This window comes from Methylobacterium radiodurans, from assembly GCF_003173735.1.
Lineage (GTDB): Bacteria > Pseudomonadota > Alphaproteobacteria > Rhizobiales > Beijerinckiaceae > Methylobacterium > Methylobacterium radiodurans.
Map to the genome: position 1 here is coordinate 2,645,875 of NZ_CP029551.1, position 21,101 is coordinate 2,666,975.

The window sequence follows — 21,101 nt, forward strand, 5'->3', positions numbered from 1 at the left end:
GCCCCGGAACCCCTTACGCCCCCTCGAAGCGCCCGCTCGCGTGGGCCAGCAGAGTGTAGACCTTGCCGGTCTCCGAGGTGAGGTAGGCGTCGGCCCGGCGCGTGTCCGGATCGTTCTTCATCACGTCGCCGAGCAGGCGCTCGAACTCGCCGACGTAGCGGTCCACCGTGCGGCGGAACTCGGCATCGGCACGATACCGGCGCTGGACGTCCGCGAAGGTCTGCCGCCCCTGCGCCGTGTAGATGCGCGGGTCGAACAGGTTCGACTCGCCGCGGCGGTAGCGCTCCCACAGTTCGACCGCCGTGCGGTGCTCGATCATCCGGGCGATGTCGTTCGAGATGCTCTCGAGCGTCCGGTTCGGCTCGCCCGCCACGACGGGCCGGCTGGCGGCCGGCTCGTCCTCGTCGAGGGAGGCGCGGGTCAGCAGGTCCGAGAGCCAGCCGCTCTTGTCCCCGGCGGCCGGGCGTCCTGCCGGCCGGGCCTGCGCCGGACGGGCGGCGGCGGTGGTGCGGGCAGGCGCCGGGTTGCCGGCCGGGCGCGGCGCGTCGGCTTGGGCCGAAGCGGGCTTCGGCGCGGGCGCGGGAGGCGTCGCGACGGGGGCCGCGGGTGCCGCCGGGCGCTGGGCCGGCTGCGGGCGGCCTCCCGCCTCGGCGGTTCGGCGTTGCTCGGCGGGCGGAGAGGCAGCCTGGGCGGCGGGCTGGGCCACGTCGACCGCGCGGCTCGACTTGGCGACCAGGGCCGAGAGCTCGTTGAGCGCCTTGATCTGGTCGGAGACTACCCGGCGCATCTCGCCGGCCGCGTCCTGCGTCTCCTGCGGGATCTCCAGCACACCGCGCGCGAGGTCGGCGCGGGTCGCCTCCAACTCGCCCCGGACCTGCGTGGCCATCTCGCGCAGCGCGCTGACCGACTCGCCGAAGCGACCCTGCGCCGCCTCGAAGCCAGTGCGGATGTCACGCGCCGCGCTCTCCAGGGCGGTCCGAACCGCCTGCGCGGTCTTCTCGCCCTCGGCGCCGGCACCCGTGCTCAGGCCCGCGAAGGCTTCGGCGACGGCCGCGCTGGCGGTCTGGGCCGAGCGGGTGAGGCTCTCGCCCACCGTGCGGGCCCGCTCCTCGGCGGCCGCGAGGCTGCGCTCGATCCCCTCCGCGAAGGCGCGGGTGCGGGTCTCCAGCGCCTCCGAGCGCTCCTCCATCCCGGCGAGCGCCGCCTCAACGGCCCCCTCGCGGCCCGACAGGGTGCTGGCGAGCCGGTCCTCGATCGCGGCGAGCGCGCCCGCCGAGCGGTCGAGGGCCGCGACGTGGCCGGTCGTCAGCGCGGCGAGCGAGCGCCCGCGCCCGTCGAGTGCCTCGGCGAGGCCGGCGGCCTCGCGCACGGCCCCCTCGGCCACCGCCCGGAGGGCACCGACCTGGGCGGCGACGCCCTCGCTGGCCTGCCCGGTCTGCTGGGCGATCTCGTCCAGGGCCTCCTGGATCTGGGCGACGCGCCCGGCGAGCCCTTGCTCGATCGCCCCGAGATTCTCACCCGCGTTGTCGAGCAGGTCGCGCAGGGCCTCGTTGGCCGAGTCGATCCGCACGAGCACGCCACCGAGATCGCGCCGCAGGCGCTCGTTGGTCTGGCCGAGATTCTCGATGGCCCGCGCGGCGCCGTCCTCGACGGCCTCGCGCAGGAGCCGCGCCGATTCGCGCGATTGCGCGGCCAGCGCCTCGGTGCGGGACCGGAGGGCCTCGATCAGCGGCGCGCCGCTCTCGCTGAGCGCCCGCTCGATCGCCGCGCCGCGCTCGCCGAGCGCGTCGGCGAGTTGCAGCACCGGCCCGTCGATCGTGGAGCGCAGGCGCTCGACATGGTGTTCCATCGCGGCGCCGACCGCGCCGCCGCGCTCGTCCACGCTGGCGACGAGGGCGCCGCCCTTCTCCTCGATGGCGCGCACCAGCGTCTCGGCGCTCTCCGCGAGTCGGCGCGACAGAGCCTCGCCGCGGGCATCGACCAGGGTGCGCAGCGCGTCGGCGCGGCGCTCGAAGCCCGCCGCCATCTCGCCGGCGCGCTCGTCGAGCAGCCTGGAGACCGCACCGTTGCGCTCGTCCAGGACGGCGGCGAGCGCCGCCGTGTGGGCTTCCGCGAGGGCCGCGTGGCGCCGCGCCCGGTCGTCGAGCGCGGAGACGAGGCTCGCCATGCGCGCGTCCACGAGGCTCGCGAAGGCGTCGTGGCGGTCGTCGAAGGCGGTGGCGAGGGCGTCGCCGCGCGCGGCCACCAGCGTGGCAAACAGCTTCATGCGGCTGTCGATGCGGCTGGTGAAGGCCTCGCTGCGGGCATCGACCGTATCGGCCAGCGCCGTCCCGCGCTCCTCCACATGGCGGGCCAGCGCCTCGGTGCGGCCCTCGACCAGGGTGTCGAGGTCGTTGAGCCGGGCGTCGAAGGCCTCGGTCAGCGCGCGCACCCGAGTTTCGACCGCGTCGGTGAGATTGAGTGCGCGCCCGTCGAGCAGGCCCTCGATCGTGCCGCGCGCCTCCTCGAACAGGGCGCGCAGGGCGTCCACGCGGGCATCCATCGTCTCGGCAAGCGCGCGGCCGCGGCCCGCCACGATCGCGTCGAGGCCGGCATGGGCCTCCTCGAACAGGGTGCGCAGGCTGCGGGTGCGCTGCTCGACCGCGGCAGCGGCCTGGCGCTCCTGGGTCTCCACCAGCGCGGCGATGGCGGCCGGCGCCTCCTGCAGCAGACCGCGTAGAGCGCCGATGCGGCCCTCGACCTCGGCCGCGAGGCGGTCGCCGTGGTCCTGCGCGGTCGCGTCGAGCGCAGTCTGGGCCTGGTCGAACAGGCCGCGCAGCCGGTCGGTGCGGGCCTCCAGGCTCTGCACCATCTGGCGCTCGCGGCTCTCCATGAGGCCGGCGATGGCGGCCGGCGCCTCTTCCAGGATGGAGCGCAGGGTCTGGACGCGGGCATCGACCGTGCCGGCGATGCGCCCGCCCTGCTGCTCGAAGGCGGCATCGAAGGCGGCGCGGGCCTCGTCGAGCAGGCCCTGGAGGCGGGCCACCCGGCGGTCGAGGCTCTGGCCGAGCTCGCGCTCGCGGGTCTCCATCAGCCCGGCGATTGCCGTCGGCGCCTCGTCCACCAGCGTGCGCAGGGCGTGGATCCGCTCCTCGATCGCACCGGTAAAGCTCCGCCCCTGCTGGTCGGTCGCGGCGTCGAGGGCGCCGCGCGCCGCCTCGAACAGGCCGTTCAGGCGCTCGGCGCGGCGGTCGAGGCTCTCGCCCAGCTCGCGCTCGCGGGTGTCGAGCAGGCCGGCAATCGCCGTGGGCGCTTCGTCCACAAGCGCGCGCAGGGCATGGATCCGTTCCTCGATCGCACCCATGAAATGCTGGGTCTGCCGGTCGGTCACGTCATCGAGGGCGCCGCGCGCCACCTCGAACAGGCCGTTCAGGCGCTCGGCGCGGCGGTCGAGGCTCTCGCCCAGCTCGCGCTCGCGGGTGTCGAGCAGGCCGGCAATCGCCGTGGGGGCCTCGTCCACAAGCGCGCGCAGGGCCCGGACACGCTCGTCCACGGTGCCGACGAGGCGCGTGCCCTGATCGGACAGCGCGCTGTCGAGTGCGCCGCGCGCGTCCTCGAACAGTGCGTGCAGCCGCTCCATGCGCTGCTCCAGGCTGCTCGCCAGCTCGCGCTCGCGGCTCTCCAGCAGGCCAGCGATGGCGGTGGGTGCTTCTTCCAGCACGGTGCGCAGGGCCTGCACCCGCTCGTCCACGGAGCCGAAGAGAGCCCGGCTGTGCTCGCCCACCGTGTTGTCGAGGGCCGCGTGCGCGCGCTCGAAGAGGGTCTCGAGGTAGCGGGTGCGAGCTTCCATCGACTGGCCGAGCCGCTCGCCGCGGCCGTCGACCAGCGTCTCCAGATCGCCCAGACGCTGCTCGAACAGCGCGGCGAGGTCGCGGGTGCGGGCCTCCAGCGCCTCCGCGGCGGTTCCGACAGAAGCCTCGATCGTGGTGACGACCTCGCGGCCGCGGTTGTCCAAGGCTTCGCGCAGCGGGCCGATCTGGCCGTCGAAGCTCTTGGCCAGGGTGCTGGCGTGCTCGCCGAGGAGGCCGCGGATCTGCCCGGTGCGGTCGTCCAGGAGGTCGTGCACCGTGCGCACGCCCTCGTCGAGCAGGCTGCTGATGTCCGAGGTGCGGGTCGAGAGCGTCCGGCCGAGGCGGCCCTCGCCGTCCTCCAGCATACGCTCGGCGTCCGCGATGGTCTGCTGAAGCCGGGCCAGCACGGTCTCACCGCGCTGATCGATGAGGCTGGCGAGCGCGCTGCCGCCGCCGTCGAACAGGCGGCCGAGTTCCGTGATGCGGCTGCCGACCGCGCCGAACACCGTGCGGCCCTTCTCGTCGAGCTCGCCCGCCATCGTGGCAATCCGCTCGTCGACGAGGCGACCGAGCTGCTCCGCGCGCTCGGCGAAGGCGGCCCGCACCGCCTCGGTGCGGGCGGCGAGATCCGCGTCGGCGACGCGGGTCCGCTCCTCGACGAGGTCCAGCAGCTCGCGCACCCGCACCGCCATGGCGGCATCAACGCTCTCCGTGCGCTCGGAGATCGTCCGGGTCAGTTCGGCGACGCGCTCGGCAAGCACCGTGTCGAGGTTGCCGGTGCGGCTCTCGATCAGCGTCACCAGCTCGCGGGTGCGGGCCGAGAGATTCTCGTCCACGGCACCGGTGCGGCTCTCGATCAGGCGGATCGCCTCGAAGGCCTGGGCGCCGAAGCGCTCGTCGAGCAGGCGGCCGCGCTCCTCCAGCGCCGTGCCGATCGCCTCCAAGCGACCGAGCACGCCGGTGTCGAAGCGGCCGGCGCCGTCCTCCAGCTGGCGGGCGAGCTCGGCGGTCTGGCGGTCGAGCCGGCCGGCGATCTCTTCGGCGCGGGCGGCGAGCATCGCGCCGACCCGGTCGCCGCGCTCGGAGACCTCGTCGGCGATGCTGCCCATGCGGCCGTCGAGCGACTGGACGAGATCGCGCCCGCCCTCTGCCATGATGCGCGCCATCTCGCCTGTGCGCACGATCAGGGCCTCGTTGAGCGCGGTTGCGCGCGCGCCGAGGTGTCCATCGATGTGGGTGACGAGGTTGGCGAAGGTCTCGCCGATCTCGGCCGAGCGCTTGGTCGAGCGCTCCTCCAGAGCGGCCAGATGGGTGTCGACAGCGGCCTGGGCGTCGCGTGTGCGCTCGGCGATCCGGTCGGCGAGCGCCGGGCCCTCGACGGTGACGATCCGGTCGATCTCGGCGAGGCGCGCGCCGACAGTCTCGCCGAGCCCGGCGGTGTCGCGGCCGATCCGGTCGGCCAGGATGTCGCCCTTCGCGATCGTCTCCTGCAGGGCGGCCAGACGGCTGCCGATGGTCTCGTCGATCGCCCGGACGCGACCCTCGGCGGTCTCCGCGAATGTGGCGCCGCTCTGGCTCAGGGTCTCGGCGATGCGTGCGCCCTGGCTGGCGACCGCCAGAACGATGTCGCGGCCGGTGCCCGCGATGCGGTTGTGGGTCTCCTCCGCGTGGCTGGAGAGCAGCTCGACCACGCCGCGGCCGTGGCTGCCGAGCGCCGTCTCGATCGCCTCCAGGCGGTCGGCCAGCTCGCCGCCGACCTGCTCGGCGGCGCGCGCGAGGGTGCCGCTGGCGGCCTCCGTGCGGCTCGCCATCTCGGCCTGCAGGCGCTCCATGGCGGCGCGCAACGCCGCAACGGCGGCGTCGGCGTGGCCGCCGAAGGCCTGGCCGGTCCGGGCCTCCGCCTCGCCGAGCTGGCGCAGGGTGCCGGTGGCGCGGGCCTCGATCGTGTCGCCGACCTCCTGCGAGATCCCGCGGAGCACGTCGATGCTGGCGGTGACCGCCGCCGTGAGTTCGGCGGTGCGGGCGGCGGTCGCGCCGTGGGCGCCCTCGGCGCTGGCGCGCAGGGCCTCGGCCGCGGCGTCGGCGCGGGCGGTGAGTTCACCGGCGAAGGCGGCGAGCCGCCGCTCGAAGATCTCCACCACCTCGACGGTGCGGGTCTCCAGCTCGCCGGTCGAGCCGGCGGCTGCGCGGCGCAGGGCCTCGCCCGCCTCGGCGCCGCCGCTGCCAAGAGCCGCGGCCGTCTCGGCGACGTTGCGGCGGATCGCATCCACGGTCTCGGCCATGCTCGAATCGAGCTCGGCCTTCAACCCGTCGACCGAGCCGCGCAGCGACCCGATCGCCTCGCTGGCGCCGGTCTCGAACGAGCGGCCGAGATTGGCGAAGGCGGTCTCCAGCGTGCGGGCCGCGTCCTCGGAGCGCGCGGCCATGAGGTCGCCCGCCCGGGTGCCGGCGGCGTCGAGGCGGGTCTCCAGGTCGGCGCCCTGCACTGCGATTGTGGCGTGGAGGCGCGTGGCGACGTCCTCCATGCGGGCGGCGATCTCGGCGCCCCGTCCGGCGACGATCTCGCCGGCCCGCTCGGCCGAGCCCACGAGGTCGTCCCGCAGCGCCTCGGTCCGGGACGCGAAGCTCTCGACCACCGCGCCGGCGGCCAGCGCCAGCGCGCCCTGCGCCTCACGGCCGCGGCTCTCGATGGATTCGGCGACGCCGTTGCCGGCGGCCTCGATCGCGCCGCGCAGCGTCGTGCCGCGGGTCTCCAGATCCTGCGTGAAGGCCGCACCGGTCTCGGCGAAGCGGGCGGTGATGGCGCCGCCCGTCGAGGCGAAGCGCTCGGTCAGCTCGGTGCCGGTCGCCGCGAAACGGTCCGTCAGCTCGCCGCCGCGGGCCAGGAACGCGCTCTCCAGCGTCCCGGCGGAGCGCTCGAAGCTCTCGCGTACCGCGCTGCCCTGGCGGTCGAGCGCCTCGGCGACGCCCGCACCGGTCTCGGCCAGGGTGCGAGCCACCTGCGCGGCGTTCTCGGCGAGCCGCTCGCTGACGCCGCTGCCCGCGGTCTCGAAGGCCTGGGTGACCGCGCCCGCACGGGTCTCGAAGGTGCGGGCCAGGGTCTCGCCGACCTCGCCGAGACTGCCGCGCACGCCCTCGCTCGTCGCCACGAGGCGCTCGATCAGGTCGTCGCCCCGGCCCGTCATCGCGCCGACGACGCGCTCGCCGGCCTCGCCGAGCGAGGCGGTGATCGCCTCCCCGCGCGCGTCGAGGGCCTGGGTCACACGGTCGCCCGCGCCGGTCATTGCCGCGACGATGCGCTCGGAGGCGCCCTCCAGTTCCTGGCTCAGGCTCTGGTGGGAGCCGGTGATCGCGCCGCGCACGCGCTCGGCGTTGGCCACGATCGCCTCGCGCTGGGCGACCAACTCGTCGACCAGCGCGCGGATGCGGATCTCGTTGTCGGAATAAGCCCGCTCCAGCGTCGCGATCTCGCCGCGCACCAGGGTCTCCAGCTCGCCGGCCCGCGCCAGCGCCCGCTCGACGCCGTCGCCGACCGCCGCGACCTCGCGGCGGACCGTCTGCGACATGGTCAGTACCGCGTCCGTCGAGAAGCTCTCGGGCTCGGCCAGGCGGACCGCCACCTCGCCGACCGCGCGGGCGACGAGGCGCATCTCCTGGGCGCGCACCGCCAGCATCGCGGCGATGAGGAAGAGGAAGACCGGGCCGGCGAGCGCCGCGGCGCCGACCGTTGCCTGGAGCGGCGTGAGATTCGCCAGGAAGCCCTTCAGGTCGCCGCTCGACTGGAGCCAAGCGATCAGCAGGAGCCCGTTCAGCCAGAGCGCCGCGCCGACCGCCGCGAACAGGTAGGGCTTGCGCGAGGGGCGCACGCGCAGGGTCTGCTGCAGGATGCCGATGTTGCGCCGATCGTCGTTTGCCACCAGCGAGCGGTCGGGCGGCAGCAGGCCGCCCTCGCGGCGGGCGCGCTCACGCCCCGGCGGCGGCAGATCGGAGGGCAGGGGCTGGTCGAGGTCGAGACGCGGCGGCATCTGCCGACCCGCCGGATCCATCAGGGGCTCGGCCTCGCCCACGTCCGGCAGGCGCGGCTCAGCCCGCTGGTCGGTCCCGGGGGGCGTCAGGGCGTCGAGGTTCAGCGCCTGCTCGATCGCAGAGAGCGCCGCCTCGGCGGGATCCTTCAGCTTCTTTTCCGTCGCCATGCAACGCGCCCCGTTACGCCTCGCGCCTGCGGCCGGCAAACATCCGGCCTCCGGGCGCGATTACCCGTTTACCAATGAAGTCTAGACGGCGCCGCAGGGCCCGGATACCCGAACCCCCGGGCCGCCCCCGGAAAACCTTAACGGAATGGTTACCACGCCGCGACGGCGCACGTTTCAGCCCGCCAAAGCCATGATGCCTCAAGGCGTCGGCCGGCGCGACCGAGCGGCCGCCACGACTGTGGATAGCGGGCGCCGTGCGCAGGGAAAGGCATCTCGATGACCGGCGCGACGACCGCTCCCAGCCTGGACCGGGAGCAACTCCGCGAGCAGACCGGGGGCGACGACGACCTCGCCGCCGAGATCCTCGGGCTCTTCGCCGGTCAGTGCGACCGGCTCGTGGCCCTCGTTGCCGACCCCTCCGCCGACCGGCGCGCGCGCGCGGACGCCGCCCACACGCTGAAGGGTTCGGCCGCCGGCATCGGGGCCGGTGAGGTCCGCGCGCTCTGCGAGCGGATCGAGGTGGACCTGCGCGCCGGGGCCGAGCCGGAGACCGGCACGTTGCGGGAGGCCGCGGCCCGGGTGCTCGCCGCGATCGCCGACGCGGCGTGAGGGCGCAGGCGAGCGGGCGGCTGGCCCGCGGCACACTATCTGCCTGCCTGCGCCCAGCGCGCGCTTGCATTCCGCGGCCCCTGCCGCCAAGCAGGCGCGCCGCCGTGCGACGGACCATTGTGACGGACCTTGGCGACAGCCATCGGCGCAACGCCTGACGACCCCCGGAGCCTGAGATGCCCAAGATCACCTACATCGACGCCGCCGGTACGGCCCGGACCGTCGAGGGCAGCGTGGGCGCGACCGTGATGGAGACGGCTCTGCGCAACAACGTGCCGGGCATCGACGCCGAGTGCGGCGGCGCCTGCGCCTGCGCCACCTGCCACGTCTACGTCGCGGACGAGTGGGCCGAGCAGGTCGGCCCCGCCGAGGACATGGAGCAGGACATGCTCGACTTCGCCTCCGACGTGCGGGCGACCTCGCGCCTCTCCTGCCAGATCAAGATCACGCCCGAGCTCGACGGGCTGACCGTCCACACGCCGGCCCGTCAGGGCTGAGGCGGCAGCCGCTCGGAGAAGCGCAGCAGGTATCCGTCCGGATCCTGCACCAAGAACTGGCGGAGGGCGACGGCGCCGTCGCCCACCCGGTAGCGGGCCGCGTGCGCCTCGCGGAACAGCGGCCATCCCGCCGCCTTCAGGCAACCGAGGAGCGGGTCGAGCGCCGCGACGGCGATCTGCAGGTTGAGACCGCGGCCGAAAGGATGCTCCGGCGGCGCGGTCTCCCAGTTGCCGTTGCGGCGGCAGAGCATGACCTGCGCGCCGGCCCGCTCCAGATAGGCGAAGCCGTCCTCAGGGCGGGCGTAGCTGATCCGAAAACCGAGGATCCCGCACCAGAAACGCAGGCTCGCGTCCAGATCGGTGACGTCGAGTTCCGGCGCGAGTGGGGCGAACCCGCCCTCCGGCTCCCGGTCCGCCGTCACCGGAGCAATGCCCGCGTCGCGCGGTCGATCCCGTCCGGCGTCAGCGGGAACATCCGCCCGCCGACGAGGCGCTGCATCATGCCGATCGACTGGGTGTAGCCCCAGTTCCCCTCCGGCACCGGGTTGAGCCAGGCCGCCTTCGGGAAGTGGTCGAGGAGGCGCTGCATCCAGGCCGCGCCCGGCTCCTCGTTCCAGTGCTCGACCGAGCCGCCTGCCATCGCGATCTCGTAGGGGCTCATCGAGGCGTCGCCGACGAAGACGAGGCGGTAGTCCGGGCCGTAGGTGCGGATCACGTCGAGGAGCGGCGTACGGTCGTCGTGGCGGCGGGCGTTCTCGGTCCAGACCGCCTCGTAGGGGCAGTTGTGGAAGTAGTAGTGCGCGAGGTGCTTGAACTCGGAGCGCGCCGCCGAGAACAGCGTCTCGGCCAGCTCGATGTGCCAGTCCATCGAGCCGCCGACGTCGAGGAAGAGAATGACCTTCACGGCGTTGCGGCGCTCCGGCCGCAGCTTCACGTCGAGATAGCCCTGGCGCGCACTCGCTCGGATCGTGCCGTCGAGGTCGAGTTCTTCGGCCGCGCCCGTGCGGGCGAAGCGGCGCAGCCGCCTGAGCGCCACGCGGACGTTGCGGGCTCCGAGCTCCACGGTGTCGTCGAGATCGCGGAAGTCGCGCCGGTCCCAGACCTTGACCGCGCGGAAGTTGCGGTTGCCGTCCTGGCCGATGCGCACGCCCTCCGGATTGTAGCCGTAGGCGCCGAAGGGCGAGGTGCCGCCGGTGCCGATCCATTTCGAGCCGCCCTGATGCCGGCCCTTCTGCTCGGCGAGGCGCTGCTTCAGCGTCTCGAACAGCTTGTCCCAGCCGAGCGCCCGGATCTCGGCCTTCTCGGCCTCCGTGAGGTGCTTCTCGACGAGCTTGCGCAGCCATTCCTCGGGGATCGCGGCGGGCGCCACCGCCTCGCCGAGGCTCTCCAGGCCGCGGAAGACCTCTCCGAAAACCCGGTCGAAGCGGTCGAGATGGCCCTCGTCCTTGACCAGCGCCGTGCGGGCCAGGAAATAGAACTCCTCGACGCGCTTGTCGGCGAGATCGCGGTCGAGGGCGTCGAGGAGCGTCAGGTATTCCCGGAGCGTGACGGGTACCTTCGCGTCGCGGAGCGCGGTGAAGAACTGCAGCAGCATGGGCGGATAACGCGCGGGCCGGGCGCCCGGGTCAAGCGCGGGCGGCGCGCGATCCGCATCCCGGGCCCGCACGGCCGGGCACTCCAATTGCTGTGTATAGACGCCAAGACCTGTTGATAGCGGCGTATTCGCATCGCGCGCGGTCACGAAAGCTGATGCGGGCAGCGCCACAATCGGGATGTCGAGGCCTGAGGATCGGCTTTCCGGCGGCGTGGCTCGGAGCGGGGGATCGGCGATGTCTGTTGTCCTGCGCGACATGCGCGACTTCAAGCGGTTTCTCGCCCGGCCCGGCGCCGTGATCGAGATCGTGCGCAACACCTTCATCGAGCGCCAGCCGGCGCCCACGCAGGAGGCCTACCGGGCCAAGGGCATGCTGGCGCCGCGCCACCTCCAGTCGATGACGCGCAAGGCCGCGATCTTCCGGCTGGAGGGCCATCCGGGCACGGTCTGGCTCTACTGGGACAAGGGCGCCCGCGGCTGGCGCTTCGACGGCGACACCGTGACGGTGCCGCTGAACACCGGCCTGGGGCCGCCCGACGCCGTGACCTATCGCTGCCGCTACGCGGCAGGGGCCGAGCCTGAGGAGCGGCCGCGGAGGGCGCAGCGGCGCAAGATCCCGAAGGATCTGTTCGAGGCAGCTCCGGCCTGACGCGCGCCGCTTTCCCTGCCCCCTCTGCGGGGCAGGGAAAGCGGCGCCGCTCACGCGGTCCGGCTGACGGGCTTCTCCTTCGGGTCCTTCGCCTCGCGCGCCGCGTCCCGCGGCTCGGCGTGCTTGCCCACCGTCCGGCGAGCCCGGAAGACCGGCCGGGTGTCGGATTCCTTCCGGCGCAGCATGGCGCGATACTCGTCGCGGCGCTCGTGGATCGAGGCGATGACGAGGCCCATCGGCACACCGACATCGACCAGCACCGCCTCCGAGAGCTGGAGCGAGGCCTCGATCGTCTCCGGCACCGCGTCGTCCACGCCCATGTCGTAGAGGGCGGTGGCGTGGCGGGCGTCGCGGGCGCGGGCCACGATGGTCAGGTCCGGCCGCTCCGCGCGGGCGGCGGCGACCACCGCCTCGACGCCGCGCGGGTTGTCGAGGGTGACGACGAGGGCGCGGGCCGTGGCGATGTCGCAGCGGCGCAGCAGCTCGGCGCTGGCCGAGTCGCCGAAATAGACCGGGTTGCCGAGGCGGCGCTGCTCGGCGACGCGGGCGGCATCCGCGTCGAGGGCGATGTACGGGATCTTGTGGCGGGTCAGCATCTCGCCGACCTGCCGGCCGACGCGCCCGTAGCCAGCGACGATCACCCGGTTCTGCTGGCGGTCCGGCGGCGGCTCGGCCCGTGCCCGGCCGAGCTGCTTCTTGGCGGCGCGCTGGCCGATCCGGCGCCCGAGCGCGGCGAGGCCCGGGATCATGATCATGCTGACCGTGGTAACGATGAGCGCGGCCGCGCCGACCTCCTCGGGCACGAGGCCGCCCGCCACCGCGCCGCCGATCAGCACGAAGGCGAACTCGCCGCCGGGACCGAGGAGCAGCGCGGTCTCCAGGGCGACCGGCCGCGCGATCTTGAGGGCGGGGGCGGCCATCAGCACCACCACCGCCTTGATCAGGAGGAGGGCGAGCGACAGACCGAGGATGGCGCCCGGTGCGGCGACCAGCTGGGCCGGGTCGAGGTTCATGCCGACCGAGACGAAGAACACGCCGAGCAGGAGGCCCTTGAATGGATCGATCGTCGCCTCGATCGCCCGGCGATACTCGGTCTCGGCGAGCAGGAGGCCGGCGACGAACGCGCCGAGCGTCATCGAGAGGCCGCTCGCCGCCGCGGTGAGCGCCGTCGCCACGATGACGAGGAGGCACGCCGCCATGAACAGCTCGGTCGACTTCGTGCGCGCCACGAGCTGGAAGAGCGGGCGCAGCGCCAGGCGCCCCGCCACCACGATGAGGACGATCGCCACCACCGCCTGGGCGAGCGCGAGCGCGAGCGCGCCGCCCATATTGGCCCCGTCGGTGCGACCCAGCACCGCGATGGCGAAGAGGGCTGGAGCCACGGCGAGATCCTGAAACAGCAGGACCGCGAAGCTCGCCCGGCCGGTCGGGGTGTTCAGCCGCTTCTGCTCGGCCAGCACCGGCAGCACGACCGCCGTGGAGGAGAGCGCGAGCCCGATGCCCACGATCACGGCGCCCGCGAGCGGCACCTTGAGGCCGAACAGGATCGCGCCGATCACGAGCGCCGAGCAGATCACCTGAAGGGAGCCGAGGCCGAAGACGAGCCGCCGGAGCGTCCGCAGGCGCTCCCAGGACAGCTCGATCCCAATCATGAACATCAGGAAGATCACGCCGAACTCGGCGAGATGCGCGATCTCGGTGCGGTTGCCGATGGTGAAGAGAGAGACCCAGCCGTACTGCTCGGAGAGCCGGCCCAGGCCGAAGGGTCCGAGCAGCGCGCCCGCCCCGATGAAGCCCAGCACCGGGCTGATCCGCAGGCGGTGGAACAGCGGCACCACGATCCCCGCCGTGACGAGGAAGAGGATCGCCTCCTTGTAGGAGCCGGTATGGACCTCTGGCATGGCGCTCCGGTTCCGGCCCCGCATCCGAGGGTTGCATCGGCCGGGATCATGGGCGGGCCGGTGGCACCGGGCAACCGGAATCCCGCCCCGCCGGGGCGCCCGTCCGGCATCTCACGGGAGCGGCGCGCGGGCAACCCGCCCCGCGAGGCGGGGTGAGGCATATGGGCCACCGCACGGCTCTTTCGGTGGATCCCGCGGCCGCGGCGCAAAAACGGCACATTATGCGCATACCGCAGCCGGTTAACGAACGGTAAAGCTCAAGCCCTCGCTCAAGCCCTCGTCGCGTCGTCCGAGCCCCGGGAAACCCATGTCGAAGTCACCTCCGAGCCGGGACGTCCAGCGCGAGCGACGCGCATGGTCGCTCGAGTCCCAGCGCTGGAAGCACGAGCGCGACGTCGAGAAGGGCTACCGGATCAAGTGGGGCTACGTCGCGATCGCGTATCTCGTCGAGTTCATGGTGATCGGCGCCTCGCTCGCGGGCGCGTGGCTGTTCGCGGGCGTCTACAGCGACGGCGACTGGCACGCCTTCTACTTCATGCTGCTGGCCCCGCTGGTCTACGCGGCGGTGGAGCTGTGCCGCGTGCCGCTGGGCATCCTCGCCCGCACGCAGCGGTCGTGGTTCGTGCGGGGGCTCGCCATCGTGGGCATCATCTTCGCGGCGGGCGTGACCACGAAATCGGTCTCGCAGCTCGGCGAGATGATGTTCCATCCCCGCCTGATGGAGGCGGCGCGCACCAAGACCGCGCTGAAGGACGCGCAGGCCGACCGCGCCAGCCTCGACAACCGGATCGCCGCCGCCGACGCGCGGGTGCAGCAATACACGACCGAACTCGACCAGATCGAGAGGCGCTCCACCGAGAACGCCGCCCAGCTCGCGAGCCTGCCGGCCCAGCGCTGCGAGAAGGTGTTCGGCACCAACAGCCGCGGCGTGCGCTACCAGAACCTGAAATGCGTCACCGACCCGCGCACCCAGACGCTCGCGGCGAGCGTCGCCAAGGCCGGCACCGACCGGGCGGCGCTCACGAAGGAGCTGGAGGAGGCCCGCAAGGCCCGCGCCGCCCTCGACCGCGGCCAGGCCGACCGCCGCGTGGCCGATGCCGAGCAGGCCTACCGCAACGCGGTCAACCGGTCGCAGCTGCACTCCTTCACCGCGATGGTCTACGGCGTCGACCCGATCGACGTGACCGACGCGCAGGTCCACGCCTTCCTGCGCATCTTCGTCTTTGTGCCCGCGCTCTGCGCCGCCTTCGCCTCGACCATCCTGGCGCTCTCGGCGGTCTCGGTGCGCAAGACCTTCATGGACGAGGACGACCTCGGCGCGACGATCGACCCGGCCGCGAGCCCCTACCTGATCGACCAGTTGACAGAGGGCCTGCGCCAGGAGATCGGGCTGGCGCAGGCCAAGCCCCAGCGTGAGGCGCCCTCCGGCGCCGTGATCCCGCTCGACCGGCGCCAGCCTGCCGCACATGCGGGTGCCCACGCGGGCACGCAAGGGCCCGTCCAGCCTCCTGTCACCGCCAGCGCCGGAGCCGGTGCATGACAATCCACGCCGCGGGCACCCCCGAGAACGTCGTGCTGGCCCAGCATGTCAACGGCCGTCTGCGGGCGGAGGCCCGCATGGTGGCCGCGCGCGCCTTCCTGCTGCGGGCGGCCGGCGCCGGGACCTTCGTCGCGCTCGCCGGTATCGGCATCGGGGCGGGCGCCTATGGCTGGGCCTATCTCAGCCAGTACGAGTCGGCCGCCGAGCGCATCGCCCAGGCGTTGCAGGCGGCGCTCTCGGACGTGACGATCAAGACCAAGGGCGAGGTCACGCTGACCGACAACGTGCTGAAGCTCGACCAGCCCGTGGTGGCCCAGCCCCAGACCCGGCCGGACATCGCCCAGGTTGTGGCGGCCCAGTCGAAGGGCGAGGACGGGAACGCGGCCGTGCGCACCACCTTCACGGTGTTCAAGGCGGTGCCCTATCTCGACGGCAACATCGTCACCGGCTGGCAGTTCAAGGGCGACGAGAAGGTACCGGAATCACAGTACTGCTACTTCTCGCACCCGCAGAAGTTCGGCAGCGACGTGCTGACCCAGGTCAATATCGCCATCAACGGCCAGGTCGCGCCGCAGACGAGCTCGCAGCTGAACCTGCAGCAACTCTCCAAGAGCTGTATCTGGTTCGATCCCAAGAAGGTCTGAGACGAGGCCGGCGATACCTGAAAGAGCAAACTGCGCGACACAATCCTCGGGGCGTTTTGGTCTTGCTCTCCGCCCCGAGTCGCCTCCCTGCAGATCGTGCGGGAAGGCGGTGCGGCGGCGATCTCAGAGCTGACGAATGGCCGGTGTTAACACTTCGTTAACCATCCTCCGAGAACAATCATCTCTATTGATCGCTAAATGCGACATCGGGGGGCGGAGATGATCCTGGTTGGGACGCTGGTCGGCATGCCGATCCTGATGATGGTGGTGACGCTCGCGGCGGACGCCGTGCTGAGGGCCCACCCCAGCAAGGACGACGTCTGGCGCCTCCCGAAGGTCTCCTCGCTGCGCGCGGCGGCCCCCCACCTCTGAGGACGACTGGAACCGCGCCGCTTGCCCCTGGACGACGCGCCGCCTAACTCGGACGCTCTCGACCAGAGCAGCGGGGACGGGCGGATGCGCTTCACCGGAACAGAGACCTACGTCGCGACGCCGGACCTGACCGCGGCGGTCAACGCCGCGATCGTGCTGGAGCGTCCGCTCCTGGTGAAGGGCGAGCCTGGCACCGGCAAGACGGTGCTGGCGGAGGAGATCGCGAAGGGCCTCGGCGCGCGCCTGCTCACCTGGAACATCAAGTCGACCACCAAGGCGCAGCAGGGCCTCTACGAGTACGACGCGGTCTCGCGCCTGCGCGACTCGCAGCTCGGCGACCCCCGGGTCTCCGACATCGCGAACTACATCCGGCGCGGCAAGCTCTGGGAGGCCTTCGCGGCCGACGAACGCCCGGTCCTGCTGATCGACGAGATCGACAAGGCCGACATCGAGTTCCCGAACGACTTGCTGACCGAACTCGACCGGATGGAGTTCCACGTCTACGAGACCGGCGAGACGGTGCAGGCCCGCCAAAGGCCGGTCGTGATCATCACCTCGAACAACGAGAAGGAGCTGCCGGACGCCTTCCTGCGGCGCTGCTTCTTCCACTACATCCAGTTCCCGGACGCCGAGACGCTCAAGCGCATCGTCGATGTGCACTATCCGGGCATCAAGCACCGGCTGGTCGAGGAGGCTCTGCGGGTCTTCCTGGAGACGCGCGAGGTGCCGGGCCTCAAGAAGAAGCCCTCGACCTCGGAGCTGCTCGACTGGCTGAAGCTCCTCGTCTCCGAGGACATCGCGCCCGAGACCCTGCGCGAGCGCGATGGCCGCAAGCTGATCCCGCCGCTGCACGGCGCGCTCCTGAAGAACGAGCAGGACGTCAGCCTGTTCGAGAAGCTCGCCTTCATGATGCGGCGCGAGAGCCGCGGCGGCTGAGGCCTCGCATTTGCGAGAGCGCGGCCCAGATACCGGCCCGGACGCGGGGGACGAGCGGAGCCAGCCCATGAAGACGAAGAAACTCGGCCGCACCGGCCTCGACGTATCGCCGATCTGCCTCGGCTGCATGACCTACGGCGTGCCGGAGCGCGGGCCCCATCCCTGGACCATGCCGGAGGCCGAGAGCCGGCCGCTGATCCGCCGGGCGCTCGACCTCGGGATCAACTTCTTCGACACGGCGAACTACTACTCGGACGGCACCTCGGAGGAGATCGTCGGCCGCGCGCTGAAGGACTTCGCCCGCCGCGACGACATCGTGATGGCCACCAAGGTCTACTACCCGCTCACCGACGCGCCGAACGCGGGCGGTCTCTCCCGCAAGGCGATCTTCCAGGCCATCGACGCCTCGCTGAAACGGCTCGGTACCGACTACGTCGATCTCTACCAGATCCACCGCTGGGACTACGGCACGCCGATCGAGGTGACGCTGGAGGCGCTGCACGACGTCGTGAAGGCCGGCAAGGCGCGCACCATCGGCGCCTCCTCGATGTATGCGTGGCAGTTCGCCAAGGCCCAGTTCACTGCCGACCGGCACGGCTGGACGCGCTTCGCCACGATGCAGAACCACCTCAACCTGCTCCACCGCGAGGAGGAGCGCGAGATGATCCCGTTCTGCGTCGATCAGGGCGTGGCGCTGCTGCCCTGGAGCCCGCTCGCCCGCGGCCGGCTCACCCGGCCCTGGGACGCGGCCTCCGCCCGGCAGGAGACCGACGAGGTCGGCAAGAACCTGTACGGCGCGACGATGGAGGCCGACCGCAAGGTGGTCGAGGCGGTGGCGCGCGTCGCCGAGGCCCGCGGCGTGCCCCGCGCGCAGGCGGCGCTGGCCTGGGTGCTGGCGCAGCCGAACGTCGCCGCCCCGATCGTCGGCGCCTCCAAGCCGCAGCACCTCGACGACGCGGTCGCGGCGCTCGACCTCCGGCTCACGGCGGACGAGATCGCCGCCCTCGAAGCTCCTTACGTTCCGCACGCCGTCGTGGGATTCCGTTGATGCGCCGCCTGATCCTCCTGCGCCACGCCAAGTCCGATCGGCCGCCCGGGGTGGCCGATCTCGACCGGCCGCTCAACCCGCGCGGCCGGCAGGCCGCGCCGCGGATGGGCGCCTATATCGCGGAAGCGGGCCTGCGGCCGGACCACGTGCTGGTCTCGCCCTCTCGGCGCACCCTGGAGACGTGGGACGCCGTGCGGGTGCCCCTTGACGGCAATCCGGGCGAGACCATCCCGGCGCTCTACGAGGCGTACGCGGCGCAGATCCTCGACGTCGTGCGCGGCGCGCCCGACCATGCCGGCACGCTCCTCGTCGTCGGCCACAACCCGGGCCTGCAGGACTTCGCCACGGAGGTCGTCGGCAGCGGCCCGAAGGCCGAGCGGAGGCGCCTCGCCACGCAGTTCCCCACGGCGGCGCTCGCGGTGATCGACTTCGAGGCCGACCATTGGGCCGACATCGCCGGCGGCACCGGGCGGCTGGAGCGCTTCGTCAAGCCGAAGGACCTCGATCCGGACGCCGACGACTGAGGGGCCGGCGCAGGGGAGGGTGCTACACCGCGGCCAACGATCGCCGCGCGTCGCCCTCCGCCTGCGGCACCGGGCTGCCCGGCACGAAGGCGTCGAAGGCGGCCCAAAAATCCTCACGGATCGGTTCGCGCTCGTGCAGGATCTCGTGCCGGGCGTCCGGCAGCACTAGGATCATGCCGGCCTTGAGCCGGGCGGCGAAACGCTCGGTGGCCGGCGTGCCGCAGACCGGGTCGGCGCCGGCCCCGAGGATCAGGGTCGGCGTCGCGATACGGGCCGGCATCCGCGGGTCGCGCAAGCGCGCCATCGCCCGGAAGGCGCCGGCGAGCCACGCCACGGTCGGATCACCCACCGCCCCGGCGCCGACCGCCCGCGCGGCCGCGGCGTTCCGGGCGTAGCGGACCGGATCGCGCGAGAGCCGGTTGCCGGGAAACGGCATCGTGGCGATCGAGGCGCCGGGATCGTGCGGCACGTGCGGACGGCCGCGCAGGCGGCGCGCGAGCCCGATCAGCGCACCGAAAGGGGGCACGTGCGACAGGCGGGGCACGAAGGCCCGGCCGAGCCCCAGCACCTTGAGCGAGCGGGCGAGCGCCGAGGCCGCCCCCGGCCACGCGACCATGCGGATCGACAGCATCGGCGCCACGGTGACGATGCGGCCGAAGGGCAGCCAGCCCTCGGCCGCGCCCGTGAAGGCGATGCAGCCGCCCATCGAGTGGGCGAGGCAATGGTAGGGCTCGGGCATCAGCGGCAGGAGCACGCTGTCCTCGATCGCCTTGAGATCGAGGCGGTAATCGTCGAAGCGCGCCACGTGACCCTTGCGCGGATCGCCGACCTGCCGGCCGGACTCGCCCTGGCCGCGCCAGTCGAAGGCGACCACGCCGAAGCCGCGGGCGATCAGCTCGCGGATCACCTCGTAGTACTTCTCGATGAACTCGGCCCGGCCCTGAAGCAGGCAGACCGTCCCCTTGTGGCGCCGGGCCGGCGCGCGCCAGTAGGCCGCCCGCAGAGTCAGACCGTCCTGGGTGCGGACACCGATCAGCGTACCTCCGGGTGGGACTGGATTGTCGGGCGTGGAGTCGAGCGTCAGCATCGGCGGGTCAGCTCAAGCGAGGGAGTGCGAAAAAATCGTCGCGACGACCTGTTCCGCGGCCTCGCGGCTCTTGAAGGCAGATCGGGCCGCCACGATATCCAGGATGTGCCGGCCAGACGGCGGCACGACAACGGTCCGGCCCTCGGGCGGACCAGCGTGAATGCAGAGAAGCATGTTGCTCCACGGAGGATATGTTATGCGTCAGTTCGATCTTGCTCCCCTCTACCGCTCCACCGTCGGCTTCGACCGGCTGTTCTCGGCCCTCGACCAGTTCGTCAGCGCCGACAGCGTCCCGAGCTATCCGCCCTACAACATCGAGCGCACCGGCGAGAACGCGTACCGGATCACCGTCGCGGTCGCCGGCTTCACCGAGGCCGATCTGTCGATCGAGGTCAAGGAGAACGCGCTGACCCTGAAGGGCGAGCGCAAGGGCGACACGGCCCGCCGCGTGGAAGTGCTGCACCAGGGCATCGCCGCCCGCGGTTTCGAGCGCCGGTTCCAGCTCGCCGACTACGTCCAGGTGACGGGCGCGGCGCTGGAGAACGGCCTCCTCCACATCGATCTCGTGCGCGAGATTCCGGAGGCGAAGAAGCCGCGCCAGATCCAGATCGCCAGCGGCCGCAAGCCCGAGGCGATCGAGGGTGAGGTGCAGCAGGCGGCCTGATCCGTCAGAACCGCGTGAGGGAGCGCCCCGGCCACCGGCCGGGGCGTTTTCGTGTGCCCTCAGAAATCGCCGAACCAGTCGCCGACGCCCGGCTCGAAGCAGGTGTAACCCACGAAGCAGCGCGGCGTGTCGCGAGTGGGCACGAAGCCCGCCCGGGTCACCTCGGTCGGCGCGCAGAAATTGCGGTCGCGGACGTAGCGGTCGTAGGTGGGCCCGCCGGTGCCGAGCACGATGGCGCCCGCGCGGAGCACGGTGGCGCGGGCCTGCTTGCAGGTCATCGTCGTGGTGTCCGGCCGCCCCTGCGCGCTCGCGGCGCTCGCGGTGACGGTCAGCAGAAGGGCGGTGAGGACGTGGCGCATGGGCGATCCCGCTCCCTGTCGGGCAGGAGGGGAACGCCGAGGCGGATGCAGGTTTCCGGACCACCGGCATCACGAAGCTGCCGACCGATCGCGCCGACGCCCGCGCGGATCGAGCGGACTCGGTCTCAGAAATCCCCCAGCGCGAGCTGGCCCTGGTTGCCCCGGCTCGGGGTAGGGGCCTTGCGCTCCTTCGCGGCCGCCTTGCGGGGTTTGGACGCGGCTCGGGCCTCGGTGCCCGCCGAGCCGCGCGGCGTGTGGGACTTCGCCATCCGCTCCTTGGCCTTGTCGCGGGCGACCGCCTCGGGTGCCTGCGGATCGTCGCTGAGCCACTTGCCGCGCTTGAGCACCTCGTTGACCCGGCCCTGGTTGACGCCGACCTTGAAGGCGATCTCCTGCTGGGTCATGCCGGTGGTGGCGTGCAGGTCGAGGATCGTCCGGGCGAGCTCGGGCGTCATCTTCTGGCCCGTGAGACGGCGGGCGGGCTTCACCGTGCGGGTGGCGCGGTCGCGCTCGCGCAGCCGTTCGAGGAGCGCGAGCGCCATGTTCATGCCGTGCTCGCGCAGGGCCTCCTCGAATTCCTTCAGCGTCGCCATCGACGATCTCTCGCGTCACCGGAAGGGGTGCCGGGCACCCGGAACATTCCTCGAACGTGCC

17 protein-coding genes are annotated in these 21,101 nt (G+C 72.5%); 10 read left to right on the forward strand and 7 right to left on the reverse strand.

Translation table 11 applies throughout. The features are described 5' to 3' along the window. Positions 1–13: 13 nt before the first annotated feature. Positions 14–8,023 (reverse strand): apolipoprotein A-IV repeat region-like domain-containing protein, encoded by an 8,010-nt coding sequence (locus DK427_RS12230; RefSeq protein WP_109951499.1) that lies wholly within the window; start codon positions 8,021–8,023, stop codon positions 14–16. 276 nt (positions 8,024–8,299) lie between these two features. On the opposite strand from DK427_RS12230, the gene DK427_RS12235 reads away from it, so the two are divergent. After that, positions 8,300–8,632 (forward strand): Hpt domain-containing protein, encoded by a 333-nt coding sequence (locus DK427_RS12235; RefSeq protein WP_109951500.1) that lies wholly within the window; start codon positions 8,300–8,302, stop codon positions 8,630–8,632. 176 nt (positions 8,633–8,808) lie between these two features. Beyond that, a complete protein-coding gene (locus tag DK427_RS12240) occupies positions 8,809–9,129 on the forward strand; it encodes a 2Fe-2S iron-sulfur cluster-binding protein (protein WP_109951501.1) in 321 nt (106 codons plus the stop codon). Here DK427_RS12240 and DK427_RS12245 read toward each other — a convergent pair. Continuing rightward, the gene (locus DK427_RS12245; RefSeq protein ID WP_109951502.1) at positions 9,120–9,551 is read right to left on the reverse strand and encodes a bleomycin resistance protein; all 432 of its coding nucleotides are present in this window, start codon (positions 9,549–9,551) and stop codon (positions 9,120–9,122) included. The two genes, DK427_RS12240 and DK427_RS12245, sit on opposite strands and share 10 nt — an antisense overlap. Next, positions 9,548–10,723: a vWA domain-containing protein gene (locus DK427_RS12250; RefSeq protein ID WP_109951503.1), complete on the reverse strand. Its 1,176-nt coding sequence runs from the start codon at positions 10,721–10,723 to the stop codon at positions 9,548–9,550. Before DK427_RS12250 ends, DK427_RS12245 begins: the two co-directional genes overlap by 4 nt. Before the next feature lie 235 nt (positions 10,724–10,958). On the opposite strand from DK427_RS12250, the gene DK427_RS12255 reads away from it, so the two are divergent. After that, positions 10,959–11,372, forward strand: a complete 414-nt coding sequence (locus tag DK427_RS12255) for a hypothetical protein (protein ID WP_109951504.1) — start codon at positions 10,959–10,961, stop codon at positions 11,370–11,372. Positions 11,373–11,422: 50 nt separating this feature from the next. Here the strand turns inward: DK427_RS12255 and DK427_RS12260 are convergent, their stop codons facing one another. Further along, positions 11,423–13,273 carry a cation:proton antiporter domain-containing protein gene (locus tag DK427_RS12260; RefSeq protein ID WP_109951505.1) on the reverse strand — a complete coding sequence of 617 codons (1,851 nt, stop codon included), beginning with the start codon at positions 13,271–13,273 and terminating at the stop codon, positions 11,423–11,425. A 307-nt stretch (positions 13,274–13,580) separates the two neighbouring features. Between DK427_RS12260 and DK427_RS12265 the strand changes: the two genes are divergently transcribed. The 6 genes from DK427_RS12265 (at position 13,581) to DK427_RS12285 (ending at position 18,337) form a co-directional block, all read left to right on the forward strand. Then, entirely contained in the window at positions 13,581–14,813 is a 1,233-nt protein-coding gene (locus DK427_RS12265; RefSeq protein WP_245930911.1) for a GumC domain-containing protein, read from the forward strand. Further along, positions 14,810–15,457: a hypothetical protein gene (locus DK427_RS12270; protein ID WP_109951506.1), complete on the forward strand. Its 648-nt coding sequence runs from the start codon at positions 14,810–14,812 to the stop codon at positions 15,455–15,457. Before DK427_RS12265 ends, DK427_RS12270 begins: the two co-directional genes overlap by 4 nt. Positions 15,458–15,676: 219 nt before the next feature. Beyond that, positions 15,677–15,829: a hypothetical protein gene (locus DK427_RS26290; protein WP_162559778.1), complete on the forward strand. Its 153-nt coding sequence runs from the start codon at positions 15,677–15,679 to the stop codon at positions 15,827–15,829. A gap of 84 nt (positions 15,830–15,913) precedes the next feature. After that, positions 15,914–16,765: an AAA family ATPase gene (locus DK427_RS12275; RefSeq protein ID WP_109951507.1), complete on the forward strand. Its 852-nt coding sequence runs from the start codon at positions 15,914–15,916 to the stop codon at positions 16,763–16,765. A 67-nt stretch (positions 16,766–16,832) separates the two neighbouring features. Beyond that, entirely contained in the window at positions 16,833–17,813 is a 981-nt protein-coding gene (locus tag DK427_RS12280) for an aldo/keto reductase (RefSeq protein ID WP_109951508.1), read from the forward strand. Next, a complete protein-coding gene (locus DK427_RS12285; protein WP_109951509.1) occupies positions 17,813–18,337 on the forward strand; it encodes a SixA phosphatase family protein in 525 nt (174 codons plus the stop codon). The genes DK427_RS12280 and DK427_RS12285 overlap by 1 nt, the downstream gene beginning before the upstream one ends. Positions 18,338–18,359: 22 nt before the next feature. On the opposite strand, the gene DK427_RS12290 is transcribed toward DK427_RS12285, so the two are convergent. Further along, entirely contained in the window at positions 18,360–19,424 is a 1,065-nt protein-coding gene (locus tag DK427_RS12290; protein WP_109951510.1) for an alpha/beta fold hydrolase, read from the reverse strand. A 196-nt stretch (positions 19,425–19,620) separates the two neighbouring features. Here DK427_RS12290 and DK427_RS12295 point away from each other — a divergent pair, with 196 nt between their 5' ends. Beyond that, a complete protein-coding gene (locus DK427_RS12295; protein WP_109951511.1) occupies positions 19,621–20,088 on the forward strand; it encodes an Hsp20 family protein in 468 nt (155 codons plus the stop codon). 59 nt (positions 20,089–20,147) lie between these two features. On the opposite strand, the gene DK427_RS12300 is transcribed toward DK427_RS12295, so the two are convergent. Continuing rightward, on the reverse strand, positions 20,148–20,447 hold the full coding sequence (locus DK427_RS12300; protein ID WP_109951512.1) for a hypothetical protein: 300 nt from the start codon (positions 20,445–20,447) through the stop codon (positions 20,148–20,150). A gap of 125 nt (positions 20,448–20,572) precedes the next feature. After that, a complete protein-coding gene (locus DK427_RS12305; RefSeq protein WP_109951513.1) occupies positions 20,573–21,040 on the reverse strand; it encodes an RNA polymerase subunit sigma-70 in 468 nt (155 codons plus the stop codon). Between the last annotated feature and the right edge of the window lie 61 nt (positions 21,041–21,101).

Excerpts from the sequence above, each read along its gene's own strand:
- DK427_RS12230 (WP_109951499.1), bottom strand. The coding sequence starts at position 8,023 with ATGGCGACGGAAAAGAAGCTGAAGGATCCCGCCGAGGCGGCGCTCTCT.
- DK427_RS12290 (WP_109951510.1), bottom strand. The coding sequence starts at position 19,424 with ATGCTGACGCTCGACTCCACGCCCGACAATCCAGTCCCACCCGGAGGT.
- DK427_RS12270 (WP_109951506.1), top strand. The coding sequence starts at position 14,810 with ATGACAATCCACGCCGCGGGCACCCCCGAGAACGTCGTGCTGGCCCAG.
- DK427_RS12240 (WP_109951501.1), top strand. The coding sequence starts at position 8,809 with ATGCCCAAGATCACCTACATCGACGCCGCCGGTACGGCCCGGACCGTC.
- DK427_RS12280 (WP_109951508.1), top strand. The coding sequence starts at position 16,833 with ATGAAGACGAAGAAACTCGGCCGCACCGGCCTCGACGTATCGCCGATC.
- DK427_RS12300 (WP_109951512.1), bottom strand. The coding sequence starts at position 20,447 with ATGCGCCACGTCCTCACCGCCCTTCTGCTGACCGTCACCGCGAGCGCC.
- DK427_RS12265 (WP_245930911.1), top strand. The coding sequence starts at position 13,581 with ATGTCGAAGTCACCTCCGAGCCGGGACGTCCAGCGCGAGCGACGCGCA.
- DK427_RS12250 (WP_109951503.1), bottom strand. The coding sequence starts at position 10,723 with ATGCTGCTGCAGTTCTTCACCGCGCTCCGCGACGCGAAGGTACCCGTC.
- DK427_RS26290 (WP_162559778.1), top strand. The coding sequence starts at position 15,677 with ATGATCCTGGTTGGGACGCTGGTCGGCATGCCGATCCTGATGATGGTG.
- DK427_RS12275 (WP_109951507.1), top strand. The coding sequence starts at position 15,914 with ATGCGCTTCACCGGAACAGAGACCTACGTCGCGACGCCGGACCTGACC.
- DK427_RS12285 (WP_109951509.1), top strand. The coding sequence starts at position 17,813 with ATGCGCCGCCTGATCCTCCTGCGCCACGCCAAGTCCGATCGGCCGCCC.
- DK427_RS12255 (WP_109951504.1), top strand. The coding sequence starts at position 10,959 with ATGTCTGTTGTCCTGCGCGACATGCGCGACTTCAAGCGGTTTCTCGCC.
- DK427_RS12260 (WP_109951505.1), bottom strand. The coding sequence starts at position 13,273 with ATGCCAGAGGTCCATACCGGCTCCTACAAGGAGGCGATCCTCTTCCTC.
- DK427_RS12235 (WP_109951500.1), top strand. The coding sequence starts at position 8,300 with ATGACCGGCGCGACGACCGCTCCCAGCCTGGACCGGGAGCAACTCCGC.
- DK427_RS12305 (WP_109951513.1), bottom strand. The coding sequence starts at position 21,040 with ATGGCGACGCTGAAGGAATTCGAGGAGGCCCTGCGCGAGCACGGCATG.
- DK427_RS12295 (WP_109951511.1), top strand. The coding sequence starts at position 19,621 with ATGCGTCAGTTCGATCTTGCTCCCCTCTACCGCTCCACCGTCGGCTTC.